The sequence below is a fragment of the bacterium genome, assembly GCA_016700035.1.
In the GTDB taxonomy this organism is placed as follows: domain Bacteria; phylum Patescibacteriota; class Saccharimonadia; order CAILAD01.
Window position 1 is genome coordinate 54,043 of record CP064998.1, and the last position, 20,687, is coordinate 74,729.

Below are 20,687 nucleotides of genomic sequence, written 5' to 3' on the forward strand. Positions count from 1 at the left end.
TAGGTTGTCGAGTTTTTGGCGTCTGTTTGTTCTAGCGGTTGCGTTTGATATTGGCACCCAACCCAACCTTACACGCAATCTAGCTATGCTATAATGACAGACAAAGTGAGGGTGAGTTATAAAAAAGTGATGCTACGTAATAAACTACATACTGTTAGCTCTAGATTTAATAAAAAGCTACTTCTAGCTTTTACATTATCAGTCTTATCACTAGGGGTAGTCTGGACTGCTGCCATCCTAACCGAAACACATATCGCTCACGCTGCGCCGGGTGATTGGCAATGGCAGAAGCGTAACAATGGAATTGTTGGAGATGTCCTATATTTGAGCTCCATAACCAGCTCTAGCGATGGTACTAAGCTAGCTATGGTAAATTTTAGCCCCGCAGGAGCAGGCTACATCTACACCTCCACCGACTCAGGTGCCACCTGGACTGAGCAAACAAGTGCTGGTCAACGAAGATGGACATCCATAACCAGCTCAAGTGACGGCACTAAACTAGCAGCCGTAGATAATAATAACGGCTACATCTACACCTCTACCGACTCCGGTGCTACCTGGACGGAACAGACTAACTCTGGTCAACGACAATGGCGATCCATAGCCAGTAGTTACGATGGCACTAAACTAGCAGCTGTAGATGGCGGTAACGGCTACATCTACACCTCCACCGACTCAGGTGCCACCTGGACAGAGCAAACTAGCTCTGGCCAACGAGACTGGAATTCCATAGTCAGCTCAAGTGACGGCACTAAACTAGCCGCAGTAGCTTATAACGGCTACATCTACACCTCCACCGACTCTGGTGCCACCTGGACAGAGCAAACTAACTCTGGCCAGCGAAACTGGTACTCCATAGCCAGCTCAAGTGACGGCACTAAACTAGCCGCAGTAGCTTATAACGGCTACATCTACACCTCCACCGACTCTGGTGCCACCTGGACGGAGCAAACTAGCTCCGGCCAAAGAGGCTGGCCATCCATAACCAGCTCAAGTGACGGCACTAAGCTAGCAGCCGTAGATAATAATAACGGCTACATCTACACCTCTACCGACTCAGGTGCCACCTGGACAGAGCAAACTAGCTCTGGCCAGCGAAACTGGTACTCCATAACCAGCTCAAGTGACGGCACTAAGCTAGCAGCGGTAGCTGTGATGGGTTCTGTCTATACTTCAACAAACTCAGGCACTACTTGGCTAGAACAAACTGTAATGGGTAGCAGAATGTGGATTTCGGTTGCTTCAGATAGTTATGGCACTAAACTAGCCGCAGTAGCTTATAACGACTACATCTACACCTCTACCGACTCAGGCGCCACCTGGACAGAGCAAACTAGCTCTGGCCAACGAGTCTGGACATCCATAGCCAGCTCAAGTGACGGCACTAAGCTAGCAGCTGTAGATGGTGATAACGGCTACATTTACACCTCTACCGACTCCGGTGCTACCTGGACGGAACAGACTAACTCTGGTCAACGACAATGGCGATCCATAGCCAGTAGTTACGATGGCACTAAACTAGCAGCTGTAGATGGCGGTAACGGCTACATCTACACCTCCACCGACTCAGGTGCCACCTGGACAGAGCAAACTAGCTCTGGCCAACGAGACTGGAATTCCATAGTCAGCTCAAGTGACGGCACTAAACTAGCCGCAGTAGCTTATAACGGCTACATCTACACCTCCACCGACTCTGGTGCCACCTGGACAGAGCAAACTAACTCTGGCCAGCGAAACTGGTACTCCATAACCAGCTCTAGTGATGGCACTAAGCTAGCAGCTGTAGATAGCGGTGGCTACATTTACACTTCTACCGACTCTGGTGCCACCTGGACAGAGCAAACTAGCTCTGGTAGTAGGCTGTGGGTTTCTATAGCTAGCTCTAGTGATGGCGAAAAACTAGTAGCATTAGCTCATTTTGGCTCCATCTACACTGGAAGCATAGAGCAAGAAGTAATAGAACCACCAATTTCTCCAGAATTGCCACCACCAACACCACCAAGCTCCAACACCGCCAACCTCACCACCCCCACCAGCCCCATCGCTAACTTCTCTCTAAAACCAGTATCTCTAACTACTCCAACTGGTACTACCATTAACTCTAGTTCTACCGTCCCAGAATCATCCCTTGTAGCTCAAGACAACAATAACCAATACCCACTAGGCCTAGTAAACTTTAGCTTTACTACTAACCAAAGTTCTAACCAAGTAGTCCTAAACTTTGAAACAGACCTAAAACCAAACCAAGTAGTAGCTAAAAAGTATAACTCTAATACTAATACCTATAACAACCTACCAACTAGTGCTAACCCAACTATTACCGAGGCCACTATCAACAATAAACACCACCTAACCCTAACCTATACCCTAATAGACAATGGCGAACTAGACCTAGACCCAGCAACAGGCACCATAGCTGACCCAGTCGGCCTAGCGGTAACTAACTCTACCTATGACCAACTAGCAAGTACTGGAGAGAATACTCAACCAATACTACTAGCTACTGTACTATTTCTAGTAAGTGGCATAACTATGATTGCTGGGTCTCTATGGGTATTTAGTAGAAGGAAGATGTATATCCAAGCGGGAAGACAATAACTGTGAGTAATCTAAGACTTATTAAACTAACTACACTAACCAAACTAACTAGTCTTATTAAAAGACTCACCATCCCTAGTCTATCGCTAGCCGCTCTCGCTATTGTAGTAGTAGCTATTTTCAGTGTCTATCTAACTAGCCCAAAACCTGCTCACGCAGCACCATCCACCCCACCAGATTCTTGCTTTGACTTTAATTTTGGTACCGGCACTATTACAGATTATTATGACTACGAAAGCAACAACAACTCCAACCCCGCCTGCACCAGAGAAGTTATTATCCCTGACACCTTAGGTGGTGATCTGGTTACTGCTATTGGTAACCATGCATTCGATGATAACCAACTCACTAGCGTCACCATCCCTAACTCTGTAACTTCTATTGGTGACTCTGCTTTCGAAGAAAACCAACTCACCAGCGTAACAATGGGTAGTTCCGTAACCATTATTGGTAACTATGCCTTCGGCTGGAATCAACTCACTAGCGTCACCATCCCTAACTCTGTAACTTCTATTGGTGACTCTGCTTTCGAAGAAAACCAACTCACCAGCGTAACAATTGAAGGCAATATCACAACTGCCGGTAGTAATGTGTTTAGATATAACCCCATCCAAACCTTCACTTATGGCCTAGATACCTATTCGCCTTCAGATCTTACACCTATAATAGATAATTGTTATACCTTTGATGGAGTAAATGCCATAACAAGCTTTAACAAAGCAGACATAGCTACAATTAGAGACCACAGTAATGCTTGCCTAAACCCCAATGTAAATATACCCAGCTCTATAGGTGGCAATGCAATAACTACAATTGGTAACTCTGCCTTATCTAGCAGCGGACTCACTAGCCTTACAATTGGCAATTCTGTAACTTCTATTAATGACTCTGCCTTCGCTAACAACCAACTCACCAGCGTCACTATCCCTAACTCCGTAACCTCTATTGGTGACGCTGCCTTCTCTTACAGCCAAATAGCCGATGTGGCTATCCCAGACTCAGTCACCTCGCTCAGTCCATATGCATTTATGATTCAGACCAAACCAGGAGGAACTTCCTACATTGACTTCTGGAATTCGGATCAGAGCCCTCAAAATGGTCAATACTTTCTAGACAGCGTTATCTACACCAACATCTACGCAAGTTCAAGCCAAGTAACGGCTCTTAGCCTTTCAGATAGTGCTATGACAGAATTAGATGACAGCTATGACTACAACGCCGACGGTGACCAAACAGATATAGTCTCTGGCCACCTCATCAACCCTGCTAGAGTAACCGCTACCTACAAAGACACAGAAGGTAACACCATAGCCCCTAGTACTACAGCTACTGGCACAGGCTTGTCTACCTACCTAGCAGTAGATAACCCAACTAATGATCTAGGTTTGTACTACAGAGTTGGTAATAGTTACACAGTACCAACTGCTCCATCTATAGCTGGCTACACTATTACTACTACACCAAGTAACATAGCTAGCCTATCTGCAGGAGATAACCAAATAAACTATGTCTATACAGCTAACAGTAATGGTGACGACAACGGCAACGATGGAGGCAATAACCCCAACACCTCACAACTCACCACCCCCACCAGCCCCATCGCTAACTTCTCTCTAAAACCAGTATCTCTAACCACCCCCACTGGTACTACCATTAACTCTAGCTCTACCGTCCCAGAATCATCCCTTGTAGCTCAAGACAACAATAACCAATACCCACTAGGCCTAGTAAACTTTAGCTTTACCACTAACCAAAGCTCTAACCAAGTAGTCCTAAACTTTGAAACCAACCTCAAACCAAACCAAGTAACACCAAGAAAGTATAACTCTAATACTAATACCTACAACAACCTACCAACTAGTGCTAACCCAACTATTACCGAAACCACTATAGATGGTAAACACCACCTAACCTTAACCTATACCATCATAGACAATGGCGAACTAGACCTAGACCCTACCACTGGCATAATAAAAGACCCAGTCGGCCTAGCGGTAACTAACTCTACCTATGACCAACTAGCAAGTACTGGAGAGAATACCTACTTCTTCCAACTCTTGGCAGGCATACTAGTAGCACTAGGTATTGGCATAGTAGGAGTATGGTATTTTAGGTGGGGACGGAAGAAGGGGTTAGGTTAGTTATTAGCCAGACTTAATGACAAATTTTAATAGTTAAACTACCACCTTAATCATCTTGCCCTTAAGACTTGCATTGATTGAGGTTGGTACTTGCCTAGAGAGTAGTTAATTTAGAAGCTGACCAGATTATTCAACTGACTTAAATTAGCTAGATATCTAGTTGGGGGTTGTTTTATTGAGTGTCTGACGTAATTCGGCGGGGTGGTTAGTGGTAATAAATTCAGCCTGGGTGTTTATCTCGGCCACATAATCTTCCGACTTGCCAAGCCCAGTCCAGATATTAACTGGCTTATTAAAGGCTTGCAGGTGCTCAATGTAGCTCTTTTTTGCTTTGCGGGCGGCAATGGCTAATGCGTCAAAATGATTTACAGTCCACTTAGAGGGTGGCCAACCAAAGACCGGAATAAAGGCCCAGCAGATCTTTACGTTTGGGTTGATTTTTTTAATTTGAATAAGTAGGCGTGGATCAAATGACAAAAACAGAGTGTTGTTAATTAGGTCATGCTCAAGTACGGTATTGTAGACCTGCTGAGCAAAGCTACCAGGAAAGAATTGATAGAATTTTAATTCAACAACATAGTTGGTTTGCTTGCCAAAAGTATTAAAAACCTCCTCGAGAGTTGGTATTTTTTCACCTTTGAAACGCTTACTAAATTTTATGCCGGCATCAAGTTGCTTGATTTCTTGGAGAGTTTTTGTTGCGACTTGGCCACTTCCAGTAGTTGTTTTATTGAGAGTCGGATTATGCATGATGATTAGTTTTTTATCGTACGTTAACTGCACGTCTAGCTCGATGGCATCAGCTCTTTGACGGATAGCCTCTTGGAAGGCTGATAGGGTGTTTTCTGGCGCATCGGCAGACGCTCCACGGTGGGCAATTATCATTGGCTGAGTCCGGTGTTTAAAGAAATTATTCATAGCAATAGTATACTGGAGAGTGATAGGGTTTGTTGATAGCATCAAGATAGGAGAGTTAATTTGGTTGACCGAGATGTAATTTTAGCCGAGCGACAGTTTTTGGTAAAAATTCTGCAGGGACTTACAAACAAGCAGTGGCGAGGAGATACGCTATGTGCTGGCTGGACAGTGGAGGATTTGGCGGCGCATCTGATTGTACGCGAAAGAGGTTCGATACTGGCGCGAGCTGGTATTATGTTGCCTTTTTTACACGACTATCATGATGGGGCTATCAAGAATATGAAGCAAATGAGTCATGTTGATATGATTGAGCGATTGAGTCATCCGCCTGGCTGGGTGAAACGTTTGTCTTATAATGTGGTGGAATTTTATGTTCATAATGAAGATATTTTGCGTGGCGATCTGAAACAGGCACGGGTACCGAGCGATGAGCTGGAATGGGCTTTGTCAGGCTTTGTTATGCAGTTGGGGCGGTTTGCGTTTCGTCGAGTGGAGGGCGGTTTTTGGTTGATTATTCATGATGAAAGTTCTGGTAGTGTGCATGAGTGGCAAGTTGGTAAGAAGTCACAGAATATGCCTGAGCTCGATATTTCGGCTCCAGTCGGGGAGTTGACACTGTTGTTTATGGGGCGAGGCAGGCATGCACGGGTGGATGTGCGTGGTAGTGAGGAGGCTAAGCGGCTGTATCGATTGGCTGATGTAGGGGTTTAATGTCTTGCAATTTTGACAGATTTTTAGTATGATTTTATTTCTGTACCTCAATAGATGAAAGAGAGAAAACTTGCATTACGAACCTGATAGAGATGAGTCCTCGAGTCGAGCGGCTCATCCGTCTGGCCAGGGTAACTTCCCTTGCGAATTTCATGTTTATGGCATGAATGGTGTTCAGGCGCGCATTACGCCAAGGCTTGATTTTGAGCGGGGGACCTTCTGGTTGTCAATCCAGTCCGACGGTAGAACAATACCGTTTGATGCTGGATCGATTGATGAACTGATCGGTGTCATGGAGGCACAGATCCAGCAGGAACTCGGCTATCGACAGCATAACTTTGCCTTTCGGGGATCGACGCTCAGCGTGTTCCCATTGAGTCGCGGTTCCGACCAGACTCGCTGTGTCGGGATTATGCTGGGAGGATCGACGCTACACTTGGATATGGAGGGGGTTGCCAGTCTGAGTGCTGAGCTGAGGCGGGTACGTAATGGCTTGGAAGTGCATGCTTCAACGCGAGGCATGCGACCGCCATCACGTCAGCTTCATTTGGTTGCAACATCCGAAACCTGAAGAAAAAGGAGCTAACCATGCGAGAACCTGATACTGATACCGGTTGGCAGCATCTGTTGACGCTGTGCGATGCAGATGATTGTTGCCCGCAAGTTTTCTATCACGAGAGTGCGCCAGTCGACTACAGTGTCCGGGTTGAGGATGACTATGGGAATGTGGTCTTTTTCAGTCCGGGTGAGTTGTTGGAGGCTCGGCTGATTCCGATGGAGGATGGACCAGAGGCTTGGGCGCTACGTGATTGCTTCGGTAATGAGGCTTACATGACGCCCGATCAGCTGGCCGTCCTGCATACTGCGGACAATCTTCAGCTCATCGGAGATTTGCATAGCTAGAGCTTAAGCTGTGCACTAACCTTCCAGACTTTGTCTGGAGGGTATTTTTTATATCTAGTCCATACTAGAATAAGGGCATGGTTGTAGCTCAAGATTTTATTGATGCACTGTCACGAGTGGGTGATCCGGTTCGCGCTGAGCATTCATTGCGGTTTTTTAAGACGGGACCCGGTGAATACGGCGAAGGGGATAGGTTTTTTGGAGTAACTGTGCCAAATACTCGTAAATTGGTCGCTCAGTATAAGGTGCTACCACTTACGGAAATACAAAAACTCTTAGTCAGCGAGTGGCATGAGGCACGATTGGGTGGATGTTTAATTTTGGTGGCTCAGTTTGAGCGGGGTGATTTGACTCGCCAACAGGAGATTTATAATTTTTATTTAAAGAATGCTCGGCGAATAAATAACTGGGATTTGGTGGATAGTTCGGCGCCAAATATTGTTGGGACTTGGTTAGTCGGTACTGGTAATTGGAGCGTATTAAATCAGCTTGCGATTTCTGAAAATATTTGGGAGCGTCGCATTGCAATGCTGGCAACATTTGCTTTTATTCGCAATGGAAATTCGGAACCAACTTATGAGATTGCTGAGATTTTATTAGGTGATGAGCATGATTTGATACATAAGGCAGTTGGCTGGATGTTGCGTGAAGCTGGGAAGCGAGTGAGCGAGACAGAGCTAGAGCTATGGATGCAGGAGGATGGTAGATATAAGATTATGCCTCGGACGATGTTGCGTTATGCAATAGAGCGCCTGCCGGAAGTTACGCGAAAAAGCTATTTAGTAGGTGAAAAGTAAAAAGCCCGAACAAATTGTCCGGACCACTCCCTTGTCTCGAGTACATACTTAGACTATCAGGTTTGATTGATAATCCCAAGCATAGACTTATTCATCGAAATAAAAGCGTTCATCGGCTAGTTCGTCTGGTAAAAAGCCGTTTGGCGCCTGAAAGTCAGCCTTCCACTGATAGCTTTTGCCATAGCCGAGCTCTTTCATTAGTTTGGTGGGGGCGTTACGTAGACCAAGCGGTACTTGGGCGGTTGGATTATTCTGGACGGCTTTTTTAGCTCGGCTCATAGCATCTGCCACTGAGCGACTTTTTGGTGATTTAGCTAAGGTAATAGTGGTGTGGGCCAGCGCGTACTCACCCTCTGGCAAGCCAATCCGTTCTATAGCCTGAAAGCAACTAACAGCCAGATTGAGCGCAGCCGGAGCAGCCATACCAATATCTTCTGAAGCAAGAATGATTAGGCGACGCGCGATAAACTTAGGGTCTTCACCGGCTTCAAGCATACGAAACAAGTAAAAAAGTGCAGCATCTACATGGCTGCCGCGGATAGATTTTATAAAGGCCGAGATAAGATTGTAGTGGTATTCGCCGGTTTTATCATAGCTGAGGACAAGTGTTTGCATGGCTTGCTTAACTGTTTCGGGGGTGATGTGGGCTGGCGAGACTTGGATGGCACTCTCCAGCCCACCAAGTGCCGACCGCGCATCTCCAGCTGCTAGCTCAGCTAAAAGATCAAGCGCTGACTTATCAACTTTGGTGGTTGGATAGTTTTTTAAGGCTCGTCGAAGTAGTTTGATAAGTTCAGTTTTGGGGATTGCCTCCAAGACAACAACTCGGCTCCGCGATAATAACGGCGCAATTACCTCAAAACTAGGATTCTCGGTAGTGGCCCCTATAAAAGTAATGGTTCCATTTTCGATATGGGGTAAGAAAGCATCTTGCTGGGCTTTGTTAAAACGATGAATTTCATCAACAAAAAGGATGGTTTGCGTGCCTAGCCGTTGCATGGCCTTGGCGTCTTCAATAACATGCATAACATCGGCCTTTGTGGCGGTAACGGCGGAGATTTCGACAAAATGGTAATTGCCAGACCGAGCCAGAATGCGAGCTAGGGTAGTTTTACCACAGCCGGGAGGTCCCCAAAAGATGAGTGAAGATACCTGACCGGACTCTATAAGTTGGCGTATAAAACTACCCTTACTAATGACAGCTTCTTGGCCAACCATCTCTTTCAGATTTTGGGGGCGAAGTCGATCGGCCAAGGGGCGAAACTCAATTTTTTTATGAGAGTTATCCTGAGGCATAAATATATTATATCAGGTAACAACGAAGAAATTGCGAACACTGGAGCTTGTTATTGGATTCCTTTATTATAGAGGTATGACTTTTTATCAGCGCCAACAATCTGGAGGGATTATCGTAATGGCTTTAGTTGTAATGCTGATGATTGCAATGGTGGCGGCTCTTATTTGGTATGCATTTAATGGTGGTAAACAGGCCACTACTCCAAGATCCACTCCAGCTGAAACAGTGATTCCAATCGACTAGTTATTGCGCCGATTGCTTGAGCTACTTGGTGAGGTAGATGGAGTTGGGGCTGGAAGGTAATTACCGTAGTCGGATCCGATGATGATAACAAAATCTTGAGCTGGGTTCTTGACCTCTTTTTCGGGGGTTGTGGCGGTGACTTTAAGGACTCCTTCTAGATATGATTTAGTATTATTCTTCGCGCCACCAGTGTAGTCGATAATTTGCGTGGTGGCGTGATCGCGCTTAAGAGCATTGGTTACTTGGGTGATGGTAAATGGTAGCTTTTCTTTATTGAGCTTGGTTTCAAGTTTTCCACCGAGGCCTGCCGTTGATGTGCCATTTTGAATAACGATGGTAGCATTTTCTTTCCAGATGGGACCGAGCCGGAAAATATCTTGTGCGAAAGTTTGGATAGAAGCAAGGGTTGAGTCGACCGGTAAAAGATCACTCGATCCGGCTGGGTCTGGCTCCAGAAATCCATTTGGCTCAAACGAGAATACAGCATTAATAATTTGATCATCGGCAATATCTTTAGTGAGGTCATTGAGGCGTAACATACCTTGAACCGACATATCAGTTTTAACATTATCACCAGCGGTTTGAATGAGAGCGGTGAGTTTTGCAGGATTTAAGATGGTCTCAGTACTCATGGCTTTAGTGCGGATGGCGGTGATTACCTCTTGCTGCCTGGTGGCTCGGCCAAAATCATCACCACAAGTACCTTTGCGACAACGAGCGTATTTGAGGGCGGTTGCGCCATCAACCTTTTGCCGACCAGGCTGAAGCTTAAAGCCACAGCTTTTCCATTGGTTTTTATCGCAGGGATATTCGGGGTCATGCAATAGGTATTGATTGTCTATTTCAATTCCACCAACAGCATCAACAGCTTGTTTGAGGCCAGTAAAGTTGGCGCGAACATAGTAATGCACGGGCACATCTAGAAAATCTTCAACAGTTTGAGTAGCGAGTGGAATATCGCCGTAGGAGTTGGCAGTATTAATTTTTTGATAACCATGGCCCTTAACTTTTACTCGAGTATCACGCGGTATGGAGATCATCGCGAGCTTTTTTTCACGCGTATTGACACTCAGTAAAATATTGGTGTCCGCTAGCCCCTCGCCATCGTGGCCGGGGTCGCCGGTGCCAAGTAGGAGGATATTGACTCGACCCTCGTCTTCACCCTTGAGCTTAGATTCAAATTTAAAGAAATTTGGGGCGATTTTAGCAATATTCTTAAATGCAAATAAGCCAAAAATTACTAATATAACAGTAAAAATACAGCCCAATACGAGTAGGACTTTTTTCCATCGCGACATGGGCTCTTTTTTGCGTCCTACAACTTTTTTCAAATTGTGGCGTTTGTCGCTGATGGGGTCGTAGATAAAATCTGGCGGTGGTTGCTTTTGCATATTAATAGAAACTGGAGTAGTTTAAGCTAATTTGCTACAGAATGCAATCCAGCCTTTTTATTATAACGCGAACTATGGTGTGGTTATCCAGAAAATTTAGTGTGACTTTTTATAATCCTAGGGCCTGCGCTACGTCTTGCACACAAGCGCCTAGTTTATCATTAATGATGATGCTGAAATTTGGCTGTTGTGATTGAGTATTGGCCCAGGCTCGTTCTTTGGCGACTTCAGCCAGACGTTCGTCTAGAAGTTCTGGATTAATATTGGGTTGACGGTTTAGAATGCGCTCCTTTTGGGCCTGAGTATTAGGAAAATCTAAGAAAATCACCCGTACGGTATAACCAAGTTGGCGATAATTTTCGACACCCCGCGGATCAACTGTTATGATGGGTGTTTTACCAGACAGGATAGCATCTTCTAGGGAATGAGCTAAGGTACCGTAGGCTTCACCGTAAATCTGGGTGTCTTCAGCTAGCTGTCCGGATTGCTTCAGCCAACTAAAGCGTACTTGATCTACAAAATAGTATTGTTTACCAAATAGCTCTTTTGGTCTAGCTGGCCAACGAGTAGTTACGCTGATGATTTGTGTTAGCGAGCGGTATTGACGGACGAGCTCAGCAATAACAGCATTTTTACCGACTCCTGAACTACCAGTAATTAGAAAAATAGGCTTATGAAGACTTGGCAATGAATTCTCCCCTTAAATTACTTAATAGCATAACATATTTCATAATATATATTGACAGTAGTAATAATTAGTGTTTAAATATGATTATTATGAATAATTTACTCAATCACATGATTGGCTATCCGACCTATTCGGCTGATGATAAATCAGCTGGGTTTGCTCACGCACTCAAAATTTCCTGGAGTCTGGTGCTCGAATAAAATAATTTTTCTTTTCAAGTAACTGGCCTCCGAAAGGAGGCAATTTTATTTTAAAACCACCGAACTTCGGAGCTCAATTACTCGACAAGAAACCACTTGTCGAGCGTACCTTACCCAGAAGAGAGAAGAGGATGTCATGGCATTTGGTTGTCAGATGAGTGTCAGTCTTGACGATGGCCGTACGGTTGAGCTGAAGCCCTTTACGCGCGAAGATGTGTCTGATGCGGTAGGTGGCATGCAGCGCTATTCGAATTTGAAGTGGCTCTCAACTAACCATGCCCAGACCATCGAATCCGAACAGGCTTGGTATGATCATATCGCCAGCTCGACCGATGAAGTCATCTTTGGTGTGCATATCGATAACCAGTTGATTGGAAGTTTTGGCTTGCATCGCATTGCTGATCGGCGAGGAACGGCTGGTGCCGTGATGTTCTCGCGTGATCATCAGGAAATGGGTATTGGCACGGCGGTGACACGAGCTGGTCTCTACTACGCTGTGCAGGTGCTTGATATGGTTGCGATTGACTCGGCTGTTCTGTCGATGAATGTGCGGTCCTTGAGTATGCAGGAGTCGGCTGGTTTTGTGGTGACGGGACGCAAGTTGCGTTGTCACATTGTCGATGGTCGTCCCTGTGATGAGCTCATCATGGTTTGGATTAACCCGAATCGACACACTTGGCAGTACATCTGGAGGAATACTAGTGAAGGCAAGCAGTTTGTCGAGGCACGTAAGCGAGCCTGGAGTGTCCTGAGTTGGGCTGAAGAGCACGTTACACTTCTCTAATCTCTTGATGAGTATCTTACGGTCAGGTTTTATGCACCTGGCCGTTTTTCATTTTGAATTAGGTTGCGTTTTAAGAGTGATAATGAATGCTGCTAGCTTTGGTAATAGGAATATTCTGGAATGCTGGTGATGATGGGGTTACAATAAGAAAAGTATGAAGTCCGAAGATAAAGTTTGGTTTAAGAAGCGCTCACATGGGCCTGGTTGGCTACCTAAGAACTGGCTTGGCTGGCTGATAGTATTTGTGTGGCTGATGTTTGTTACTGGTGGTATATCGTGGCTTAACCTGGTATTTGAAAATGTTTGGTTGGCAATGGCTGTTTCAGTTGTTTGGTGTGGTTTCATGCTGGGCGTTCTGTCTGCGGTGGCACATTTAAAAAGTGGTAAGCCAAAAGATATGGAATAGTTAGTAAAAGATTATCTATGAGGCTAGTGCTTTTTGTTCATTTAGTGGCTTTTGCGGTCGGCTTTGGCTCGGTGATGCTGGTTGATATTACTGGTGCATTGTGGGCGATTGGTAGAACCCAAAAAGACCTGGTAGTAAGAGTGGGTGCCATAGCTCAATGGGTAATATGGGCGAGTGTTGCCTTGTTGGTGATTAGTGGATTGGTGTTATTGCCCGACAATATCACCACACAACTCAAAATTAAGCTAGTGGCGGTAGGGATATTGGTTATTAATGGCTTTTTACTAGCTGGATTACACAAGGCTACAGAGGCGGCCCACCAAGATAAATTTATTGAACTGCCACATAGTTTACAGTTGCGGAGTATTATTCTGATCTCGGTCTCTCAGATGATGTGGTGGACAGCAATGTTTATTGGGTTTTTATCTAGCTTTGGTTACGTTTTGTAGCTTTCTTTAAGAGTTTTTTTAATTCTTCGCGAACCACCCGACGGTCATCCCAGCTAGATTTTTTACCATCTATAACAATTGATTGTTCGGCGCCTTTTCCGGTAATCAAAACTAGATCGCCAGGTCCAGCTAAAGATAGGGCATGTGCAATACCGGCTCGTCGATCGGAGATTTGCCAGTATGTTTTATTTAGCTTGCCACCGGATTCTTCAACCCCGCTGGCGATATCGGCGATGATTTTTTCAGGATTATCACGATAGGGATCGACATTAGACAAGACAACAAAGTCGCTGTCCGACATGGCAATTCTCCCCATAATCGGTCGTTTTAACTTATCCCTGCCACCACCTTCTGCCCCCAGCAGGGTGATGACTTTACAGTTTTTCTGCACCATATCTTTAGCACTTTCCATGAGGGCCTGCATGCCGGTTTCCTCGTGCGCATAATCCACTATGACATGAAAATTCTGCCCAGCTTCAATCCGCTCCATGCGCCCCGGTATGACTGTGAGATTTTGTAAGCCACGGGCAATAACTTGGGGAGATTTACCCAGTTCAAGTGCAGAGGCAATGGCACCGGCGGCATTACTAACATTAATTGATCCAGCTATGGGAATTCGATAAGAGTGTTTATTAATAACAAAGTTAGAGCCTGTCGCATCGCTTTCAATGCGTGTTGCGCGATAGTCACTTTTTTTGGTTACCGAATAGCTACGCTTGATGTCGGCGATGTGGTCAAAGTATTGTGTGAAATGTTCAGCATCAGAGTTAGCAATCAAAATCTTTGGCTGTAGTCGGCCTTGGACGGTTTTAGGTTTTTGCGAAAGACTAGCAAATACACGCTTATTGTGTTCGTGGAGGATTTCTAATGAATAGTTATGGCTGGCCATAAGCTCGCGGGTGACATTGGTAAAAATCAACATGTCAAAATGAATGCCAACGTGTCGCCACTGCGCCTGTCCTTCAGACGGCACTTCCATGACGGCATATTGACAGCCAGCTTGTTGCATTTCTGCGAGCACTTTTTGTAGACGGTGGCGACCTGGCATGGTCATGTGATAGGGGTTAAGGCGCTCGGCATGACCAATACGAATATTGGCGGTGCCAACTAAGCCGACTTTTGAACCATCTCCAGATAGAGCCGCCCACAGTAGGTTGGCAAGTGTAGTCTTGCCTTTTGAGCCAACCACACCAATTACAACCATGTGGCGGCTGGGCTGTCGATAGGCAAAGCTAGAAGCAATCGCTTCGAAGTAGTGAAAACTATTAATGGCACTTTGGGGAATTAGTTTTTTAAATTGATGAATCATATTATCCATTGTAAACGTTTTTTGCTCGGTCGTCAGACTTCTCAAGTGGGCTTATATGGTTGATAATGGCTATGATGAGGAAATTAAATATTATCTGTGCCGGAACTTCTGAGGGAAGTGTGAATTATGGTTGTGAGGCTGCGCCAGAAGTAATCTTGCAATCTGGCCTGGAAACGATGCTCAATCGTGCAAATTGGGAGCTTAAAGTGTCTCATGTACCAGCAGTGGATGAAGACGCTCACTATCATGATATAGCGCTCCGTAATGCCACTACGCTAATTCCTTGGTTGCGGGAATTATACCGTCAAATAGGCACTACTACTTCTTATGATGAGCGCGTATTGGTGCTAGGGGGTGATCATTCGGTTGGGGCTTCTAGTTTACTTGCCACCAAACATAGATATCCGGATGCAGTCTGTATCTATATCGATGCACACCCCGACGCACACACCACCGAGACCACTCAAACTAATAATCTACATGGTTTACCACTAAGAATTGCAACCGGCCAGACCCTTACAAAGGAGTTTGCCGGCCCATATTACAAGCCCCAAGAAGTTTTTTTAGTGGGCATCAAAGATATTGATTTGGCTGAAGCTCAGTGGCTCAAGGAACACAATATTGCACACCGAACTATGGATGATAATATTGAACAAGGAATTGGTACAATAATGAGAGAAGTAATCAAGTGGGTAGGTGACCGACCAGTACATATTAGTTTTGATATTGATTCAATAGATGCGGTGTTTGCTCCTGGTACGGGTATTCAGAATATGGGTGGTTTTACATATCGAGAGGCAGAGTATATTGCTAGAAAACTAAGTACATTGGAGCCAGTTGCAATTGACATGGTGGAGGTAAACCCATTGCGCGATATAGATGGTAAGACGGTACTGCTAGCACAAGAGTTGAGCATGAAGCTATTAGGGGAAGAGTGGAGTGCTTATCATAATTATTTACATTCTAGCGTGCAGTAATGCGGGCGTCTCGACATCGTCGAGAAGAGATGCATTCCAGGCTAATTTTGGCTGGAATAGTATTATTGATTGGGCTTTTTTTGGGGTTTTTGGCTTGGCGTTTTTGGGTAGGTCAGAGGGAGATTGTTTCATTTACACCTAAGTCTATTGAATTGGTTGATCGCACAGATATGCAGCGTGTTGAAACAGCCTGCTATGAGATGTATTTACCGAAAGACTTTGAAGTTATTAAGAACATGGATTGCCGCATGGGAGCCTATGCTAGACCTAGGAAACATAGTTATTTTCAGGTATCTCCATATTATGCTGTGAGCAGTGAAGAGGAGATGTTGGCTAAATGGCGCGAGCGCTGGTTAACACTTGGAGCAGAAGAACGTACTAAGGACAGGATAGTAATTGGTGGTCGCTTGGCCTGGAAGCTAGTGGACTATTATCCGCAAAATAAAGAGAGTTTTGTGACATATCTGGTGTTTTTGGATGCCGGAATACAAGTTGACGGCAAAGATTCGATACGGGCTTTTGAGTTACGGGGCTGGAGCACAAGTGAGGCGGATCAAAACCTGATAGCCGGAATAATACAGGACTGGCATTGGCGATTTTAGACCACTACTGAGTTCTAAGATGCTCATGCTATACTACAAACAGCAAGCATTGTTATTTTATGAATCCTGCAGACCCAAATCTACCCCAAGCGAACCCTACTCCTCAGCCACCTCAGCCAGCTTCTCCTGCTGGTGACGTGCCGGTTTTTCATAACCCATTGGCACAAGGCTACGAAAATGGTACAGCACAGCTTCCACCGATCCAGCCAGACTCAGTTCAGCCGGTAATTCCACCACAGACTAGCTCGGTAGCACCCAATCAGCCATCGGTTAGCCCATCACATTCAATTACTGATCCACCAAGTGGCGTAAGTGCGGAGTCAGCCACCACATCATCTCCACAGCCTGTAGTTGGCGTTGGGCAAGCTCAGCCTAGAGTGAGTGAGCTATCCGACTCCTCTATAAAGCCCGCTCCTGTACGTCTAGCTCCAGTACCACGCAGTGACGATATACACGCCGGGGGCTTGCAGGATAGCTCGCAGAGTGCGCCATTTGGATCAGTGCCAACAACCAATGTCGCACCAGCCCCATCGACTAATCAAATACCATCGCAAGCAAATGTTGCAAAACGTAAACCCATTGGGTTAATTGTTGGTCTTGCGGTTGGCGTCGCGGTTTTGCTAGTGGCTGGAATTGGAGGATATGCGTTTTTTGTGTCCAAGAAATCAAACCAACCAGTTGCTTCTAGCTCGGTTGCTGTGGGTTCAGTTCGGGATAAGACTGAAAAGCCAACTCAACCATTTAGTGAGAAGATTTCTACAGACTGCTACATCGCTCAGGCACTTACGCCGGTTGAGACTCAGCAGAATAAAGATTGTGCATTATCAATTACGTATGGTGAACAAAAAGTTTCTTCAATATTCGTATCGGCACTTGGTCAATTTGATCTTACAACAGGAGGACAGACAGATAACAATAGCCAAAATGCTAATAATCATACAGATACTAAAAAGTATTTAGAGGCATTAATTGTTGATATTATTCCTAAAGATTTAGTGACAACTCGGGAGGACATAAAGGTTGGCGGCTTAGATGCTACAAAAGTAGTTGGGAAAAAAGATGCCGCATCAAGTGTTGATGTGGCCTATGTATTTATTATTCTCCCAGAGGGCGATAAGACATTTGGCGATAAGACATTTGTCGCTTTTATTGTTACCGGCGCATACAATGATGACTATAGCCGTAAGGGCTTTGATCAATTTCTATCAACCTGGTCTTGGAAATAATATTAGGAGATAGGTATGGGCAATATTATGGAGTCACAAAAACATGCGCGTAAATATCATTTACTAGCAATTGGATTGGGCTTGATTGCTGTAATAGTAATATCTTTTACTATATATGCTTTTTTAACAAAAAAATCACCTCATGATCAGCAAAAAGGGCAGGGTAGTACGGCTGTAAATGATGTTGTGGGCCAAGGTGAGTTGCAGGGTAATGAACAGAGGGATAAGGGTAAGATTGAAAATGAATGCTACACATTTGAAGTTCCTCGCAGTATAAGTTTAGGGATGAACCAATATTGTGCAGTTGATTTGGGGTATGGCTCGAGTGAAGGGGGAGCATTGGTAGTCGCGCCTCATGCAATGGCCTATAGCGGTGAGAGTGTCATTAATTTCGATAAGAGCCTAGAGGCTTATAGAAAACAACTTCAAACAGAAGGGGTAACGATTGCATCCGAAGTAGCGATTAAATTGGGTGGCCAGGAGGCGGTGCGGTTAACCACTGTTAAAGGCGCTGACAAGAAGATTATTATTTTAGCCAAAACTAATACCTCGACTAGATTTGATAGTGTTGGTCAACCAATTCAAGGGATTCTAATTAGTACACCAAATATGAGCAGAGAAAACATAGAGGTAATTGATGGCGCAGTTAAGACCTGGCAGTGGCGACAGTAACACTAGATACACCACCAATTGCGTTAATTATTCATGGCTGGAATGATGATCCAGCTAGAGGGTGGCTTGGTTGGCTAAATGCCCAATTGACGGAGCGGGGCTATGATGTTCGCTCACCACATCTGCAGATAGGCGAAAGGCCACTCCTCAAGCGCTGGAATAATCAGATTGGGCCTCTTGCTAACGAATTGAGCCAGCAGAGCATAGTGGTGGCTCACTCGCTGGGCTGTTTTTTAACTTTGCGCATGCTTGAAGCGATTAGTTTGGATGACCCAGTTGATAAGGTGATCTTAGTGAGTGGTTTTTATGATGCCCCGAATGATACGGCGTCAAAATTTTTTGCTCCGGAGCCAGACTGGATACACATAAAAGAACAGGCTCGAAAATTTATTTGTATCTATTCTAATGATGATACTATTGTTACTCCTGATCGAACGCGACGGCTATCGCATAAGCTAGATGCAGAGCTCATGATGCTTGCTGATAAAGGGCATTTTTTAGGCAGTCGAGGCCTGAAGACTTTGCCAGAAATATTAGAGTTTATAGAAGAGTAAACGCAGTCTTTTCGTTTACTCTTCGGTTTTGTAGATTTAGCGCATATAATATTAGCTATGAATGATGTTGAGGAAGTCAAGCAACGGCTGGATATTGTAGAAGTAGTCGCAGGATATGTTGAGCTAAAAAAAGCTGGCAAGGATTATCGTGGTATTTCGCCTTTTCGTTCCGAGAAAACACCCAGCTTTTTTGTAAGCCCAGATAAGCAGATTTGGCATGATTTTGGGGCTAATGAGGGTGGAGATGTGATTAGTTTTGTTATGAGGGCAGAAGGATTGAGTTTTCCTGAGGCCTTGGAGATGTTGGCAGCTCGTGCGGGTGTGGAACTTAAGCCTCGTAGTCAGGGCATGGGTAGCGAAAAGAAGGGCCGTCTTTTTGCGGTAGTGGAGCTAGCTACAAGGTACTACCATTATCAACTTTCGCGATCTGATTTAGCATTGGTATATTTAAAAGAAACACGAGCTTTAAAGCCAGCAACCATTAAGGCTTTTCGATTGGGCTATGCGCCATCAGGCTGGACCAGCTTTACGGAATATGCCACCAAGCAGGGATTTAGTTTAGATGAGCTAGTTAAGGCTGGATTGAGCGCTAAGAGTAGTCGTTCGCGTGGTGGTTACGATGTTTTTCGTGATCGAGTGATGTTTCCAGTTTTTGATGCACAGGCCCGTCCAGTCGGTTTCTCGGGCAGAATACTGGAGGCTGACCAGAAAACGGCAAAATATGTTAATACTTCAGACACGCCAATTTATCATAAATCAAGGGTGTTATACGGCTTAGCTCAGGCGAAAGAGGCAATTCGTGATCAAGATACGGTGATAGTGGTTGAAGGTAATGTAGATGTGGTAATCTTGTGGCAGTTTGGTCAAAAAAATGTGGTTGCAGCTAGTGGGACGGCTCTTACTATCGATCAGGTTAAAGCTCTGGGGCGACTGGCTTCCACCATCAAGCTATGTTTTGATCAGGATAAGGCAGGTTTACAGGCAACGTTGCGAGCTATTGAGTTAGGGCAGGAAGCTGGTGTGCGGATTGAAGTTATATCGATTGAGGGGGCTAAAGACCCCGATGAGCTTTTAGTAAAAAGTCCAGAAAAATGGAAAAAATATGTTGATAATTCGCAGTATGCAATTGATTACTTGTTTGATTATGCGGTCAAAACAATAGGTATTGATGCTGGTCCTGCAAAGAAATCTACTACAAAGTTTCTGATTCCAGTTTTGCGTAAAATTCATGATCGCATTGAATTAGAGCATTACATAACTCGGCTCAGCCAATTAGTGCAGGTTGATAATGGCGTTATAAAACAGTTAGTTGAGCAAGAAAAATCTCCAAAAAGTGCGAACACAAAAGTAGCACAAGAGCCTGAAATTACTGCTAAAAAAACTACCACGAAACGCCTTACACGAGGTGCCCGTCTCGAAGAAATGTTTCTGGAGCTACTTATTGCATACCCTGCTACGCGAATGGCGTTAGAAGACTTAGAGTTAGATGATATCTCACATGATAATAAAAAGCTTTTTGAATATTTAGCAAAACATCCACGAGTGGGGGAATCTGGCATCGCTAAAGCCTTGCCAGATGTAGGGGATCGTGTTAAAATGCTGGGGTTACGGGGTAGCCATGAATACTCGGAAATGACCGAGCACGAGAGAGGGCTCGAAGCCTTTACCCAAGTCCATAATTTACTAAAACATACCTATGTACAAAAAAAACAACAACTCCAGCGTGAGATTGCCCAAGCTGAAGCTCAGGGTGATGTGGAGGTCGCTGCAAAAAAATTACACCAATACCAGTCTATTATGAAGCAAATGAGCGAACTATAG

The 20,687-nt window shown here is 44.9% G+C and carries 21 protein-coding genes; 16 read left to right on the top strand and 5 right to left on the bottom strand.

Annotated elements, in window-relative coordinates; all coding sequences use genetic code 11:
• Positions 1 to 93: 93 nt before the first annotated feature.
• On the top strand, positions 94 to 2,598 hold the full coding sequence (locus tag IPM44_00305; protein QQS27013.1) for a hypothetical protein: 2,505 nt from the start codon (positions 94 to 96) through the stop codon (positions 2,596 to 2,598).
• Between the two features lie 2 nt (positions 2,599 to 2,600).
• Positions 2,601 to 4,739: a leucine-rich repeat protein gene (locus IPM44_00310; protein ID QQS27014.1), complete on the top strand. Its 2,139-nt coding sequence runs from the start codon at positions 2,601 to 2,603 to the stop codon at positions 4,737 to 4,739.
• Positions 4,740 to 4,895: 156 nt separating this feature from the next.
• On the opposite strand, the gene IPM44_00315 is transcribed toward IPM44_00310, so the two are convergent.
• The gene (locus tag IPM44_00315) at positions 4,896 to 5,657 is read right to left on the bottom strand and encodes a hypothetical protein (protein ID QQS27015.1); all 762 of its coding nucleotides are present in this window, start codon (positions 5,655 to 5,657) and stop codon (positions 4,896 to 4,898) included.
• 60 nt (positions 5,658 to 5,717) lie between these two features.
• On the opposite strand from IPM44_00315, the gene IPM44_00320 reads away from it, so the two are divergent.
• The 4 genes from IPM44_00320 (at position 5,718) to IPM44_00335 (ending at position 8,068) form a co-directional block, all read left to right on the top strand.
• Positions 5,718 to 6,368: a maleylpyruvate isomerase family mycothiol-dependent enzyme gene (locus IPM44_00320; GenBank protein QQS27016.1), complete on the top strand. Its 651-nt coding sequence runs from the start codon at positions 5,718 to 5,720 to the stop codon at positions 6,366 to 6,368.
• Between the two features lie 70 nt (positions 6,369 to 6,438).
• A complete protein-coding gene (locus IPM44_00325; protein QQS27017.1) occupies positions 6,439 to 6,939 on the top strand; it encodes a hypothetical protein in 501 nt (166 codons plus the stop codon).
• A gap of 17 nt (positions 6,940 to 6,956) precedes the next feature.
• A complete protein-coding gene (locus IPM44_00330) occupies positions 6,957 to 7,271 on the top strand; it encodes a hypothetical protein (GenBank protein QQS27018.1) in 315 nt (104 codons plus the stop codon).
• A gap of 77 nt (positions 7,272 to 7,348) precedes the next feature.
• Positions 7,349 to 8,068, top strand: coding sequence for a DNA alkylation repair protein (locus IPM44_00335; protein ID QQS27019.1), 720 nt, complete (start codon positions 7,349 to 7,351; stop codon positions 8,066 to 8,068).
• An 87-nt stretch (positions 8,069 to 8,155) separates the two neighbouring features.
• On the opposite strand, the gene IPM44_00340 is transcribed toward IPM44_00335, so the two are convergent.
• Positions 8,156 to 9,337: a replication-associated recombination protein A gene (locus IPM44_00340; protein ID QQS27360.1), complete on the bottom strand. Its 1,182-nt coding sequence runs from the start codon at positions 9,335 to 9,337 to the stop codon at positions 8,156 to 8,158.
• A 103-nt stretch (positions 9,338 to 9,440) separates the two neighbouring features.
• On the opposite strand from IPM44_00340, the gene IPM44_00345 reads away from it, so the two are divergent.
• Positions 9,441 to 9,608, top strand: coding sequence for a hypothetical protein (locus IPM44_00345; protein QQS27020.1), 168 nt, complete (start codon positions 9,441 to 9,443; stop codon positions 9,606 to 9,608).
• Here IPM44_00345 and IPM44_00350 read toward each other — a convergent pair.
• Positions 9,605 to 10,999, bottom strand: a complete 1,395-nt coding sequence (locus IPM44_00350; GenBank protein QQS27021.1) for an LCP family protein — start codon at positions 10,997 to 10,999, stop codon at positions 9,605 to 9,607. The genes IPM44_00345 and IPM44_00350 overlap by 4 nt on opposite strands.
• A gap of 109 nt (positions 11,000 to 11,108) precedes the next feature.
• Positions 11,109 to 11,687, bottom strand: a complete 579-nt coding sequence (locus IPM44_00355) for a hypothetical protein (GenBank protein ID QQS27022.1) — start codon at positions 11,685 to 11,687, stop codon at positions 11,109 to 11,111.
• A 336-nt stretch (positions 11,688 to 12,023) separates the two neighbouring features.
• On the opposite strand from IPM44_00355, the gene IPM44_00360 reads away from it, so the two are divergent.
• The 3 genes from IPM44_00360 to IPM44_00370 all read left to right on the top strand — a co-directional run bounded on the left by IPM44_00360 (position 12,024) and on the right by IPM44_00370 (position 13,526).
• On the top strand, positions 12,024 to 12,671 hold the full coding sequence (locus tag IPM44_00360; GenBank protein ID QQS27023.1) for a GNAT family N-acetyltransferase: 648 nt from the start codon (positions 12,024 to 12,026) through the stop codon (positions 12,669 to 12,671).
• 154 nt (positions 12,672 to 12,825) lie between these two features.
• Positions 12,826 to 13,077 (top strand): hypothetical protein, encoded by a 252-nt coding sequence (locus IPM44_00365; protein QQS27024.1) that lies wholly within the window; start codon positions 12,826 to 12,828, stop codon positions 13,075 to 13,077.
• Positions 13,078 to 13,094: 17 nt separating this feature from the next.
• Complete coding sequence (locus IPM44_00370) at positions 13,095 to 13,526, top strand: hypothetical protein (protein ID QQS27025.1); 432 nt, start codon at positions 13,095 to 13,097, stop codon at positions 13,524 to 13,526.
• Here IPM44_00370 and murE read toward each other — a convergent pair.
• On the bottom strand, positions 13,504 to 14,835 hold the full coding sequence (gene murE / locus IPM44_00375) for a UDP-N-acetylmuramyl-tripeptide synthetase (protein QQS27026.1): 1,332 nt from the start codon (positions 14,833 to 14,835) through the stop codon (positions 13,504 to 13,506). The two genes, IPM44_00370 and murE, sit on opposite strands and share 23 nt — an antisense overlap.
• A 71-nt stretch (positions 14,836 to 14,906) precedes the next feature.
• Between murE and IPM44_00380 the strand changes: the two genes are divergently transcribed.
• The 6 genes from IPM44_00380 to IPM44_00405 are packed head-to-tail and all read left to right on the top strand — an operon-like array spanning position 14,907 to position 20,687.
• Positions 14,907 to 15,812: an arginase family protein gene (locus IPM44_00380; GenBank protein ID QQS27027.1), complete on the top strand. Its 906-nt coding sequence runs from the start codon at positions 14,907 to 14,909 to the stop codon at positions 15,810 to 15,812.
• Complete coding sequence (locus IPM44_00385) at positions 15,812 to 16,414, top strand: hypothetical protein (GenBank protein QQS27028.1); 603 nt, start codon at positions 15,812 to 15,814, stop codon at positions 16,412 to 16,414. The genes IPM44_00380 and IPM44_00385 overlap by 1 nt, the downstream gene beginning before the upstream one ends.
• 59 nt (positions 16,415 to 16,473) lie before the next feature.
• A complete protein-coding gene (locus IPM44_00390; GenBank protein ID QQS27029.1) occupies positions 16,474 to 17,640 on the top strand; it encodes a hypothetical protein in 1,167 nt (388 codons plus the stop codon).
• A gap of 15 nt (positions 17,641 to 17,655) precedes the next feature.
• Entirely contained in the window at positions 17,656 to 18,312 is a 657-nt protein-coding gene (locus IPM44_00395) for a hypothetical protein (protein QQS27030.1), read from the top strand.
• The gene (locus tag IPM44_00400) at positions 18,300 to 18,866 is read left to right on the top strand and encodes an alpha/beta hydrolase (GenBank protein QQS27031.1); all 567 of its coding nucleotides are present in this window, start codon (positions 18,300 to 18,302) and stop codon (positions 18,864 to 18,866) included. The genes IPM44_00395 and IPM44_00400 overlap by 13 nt, the downstream gene beginning before the upstream one ends.
• Positions 18,867 to 18,923: 57 nt before the next feature.
• Entirely contained in the window at positions 18,924 to 20,687 is a 1,764-nt protein-coding gene (locus IPM44_00405; protein QQS27032.1) for a DNA primase, read from the top strand.

Coding starts and splice junctions, on each gene's coding strand:
- IPM44_00305 (QQS27013.1), top strand. CDS start 94: ATGACAGACAAAGTGAGGGTGAGTTATAAAAAAGTGATGCTACGTAAT.
- IPM44_00315 (QQS27015.1), bottom strand. CDS start 5,657: ATGAATAATTTCTTTAAACACCGGACTCAGCCAATGATAATTGCCCAC.
- IPM44_00330 (QQS27018.1), top strand. CDS start 6,957: ATGCGAGAACCTGATACTGATACCGGTTGGCAGCATCTGTTGACGCTG.
- IPM44_00335 (QQS27019.1), top strand. CDS start 7,349: ATGGTTGTAGCTCAAGATTTTATTGATGCACTGTCACGAGTGGGTGAT.
- IPM44_00345 (QQS27020.1), top strand. CDS start 9,441: ATGACTTTTTATCAGCGCCAACAATCTGGAGGGATTATCGTAATGGCT.
- IPM44_00350 (QQS27021.1), bottom strand. CDS start 10,999: ATGCAAAAGCAACCACCGCCAGATTTTATCTACGACCCCATCAGCGAC.
- IPM44_00360 (QQS27023.1), top strand. CDS start 12,024: ATGGCATTTGGTTGTCAGATGAGTGTCAGTCTTGACGATGGCCGTACG.
- IPM44_00365 (QQS27024.1), top strand. CDS start 12,826: ATGAAGTCCGAAGATAAAGTTTGGTTTAAGAAGCGCTCACATGGGCCT.
- IPM44_00370 (QQS27025.1), top strand. CDS start 13,095: ATGAGGCTAGTGCTTTTTGTTCATTTAGTGGCTTTTGCGGTCGGCTTT.
- murE (QQS27026.1), bottom strand. CDS start 14,835: ATGATTCATCAATTTAAAAAACTAATTCCCCAAAGTGCCATTAATAGT.
- IPM44_00380 (QQS27027.1), top strand. CDS start 14,907: ATGATGAGGAAATTAAATATTATCTGTGCCGGAACTTCTGAGGGAAGT.
- IPM44_00385 (QQS27028.1), top strand. CDS start 15,812: ATGCGGGCGTCTCGACATCGTCGAGAAGAGATGCATTCCAGGCTAATT.
- IPM44_00390 (QQS27029.1), top strand. CDS start 16,474: ATGAATCCTGCAGACCCAAATCTACCCCAAGCGAACCCTACTCCTCAG.
- IPM44_00395 (QQS27030.1), top strand. CDS start 17,656: ATGGGCAATATTATGGAGTCACAAAAACATGCGCGTAAATATCATTTA.
- IPM44_00405 (QQS27032.1), top strand. CDS start 18,924: ATGAATGATGTTGAGGAAGTCAAGCAACGGCTGGATATTGTAGAAGTA.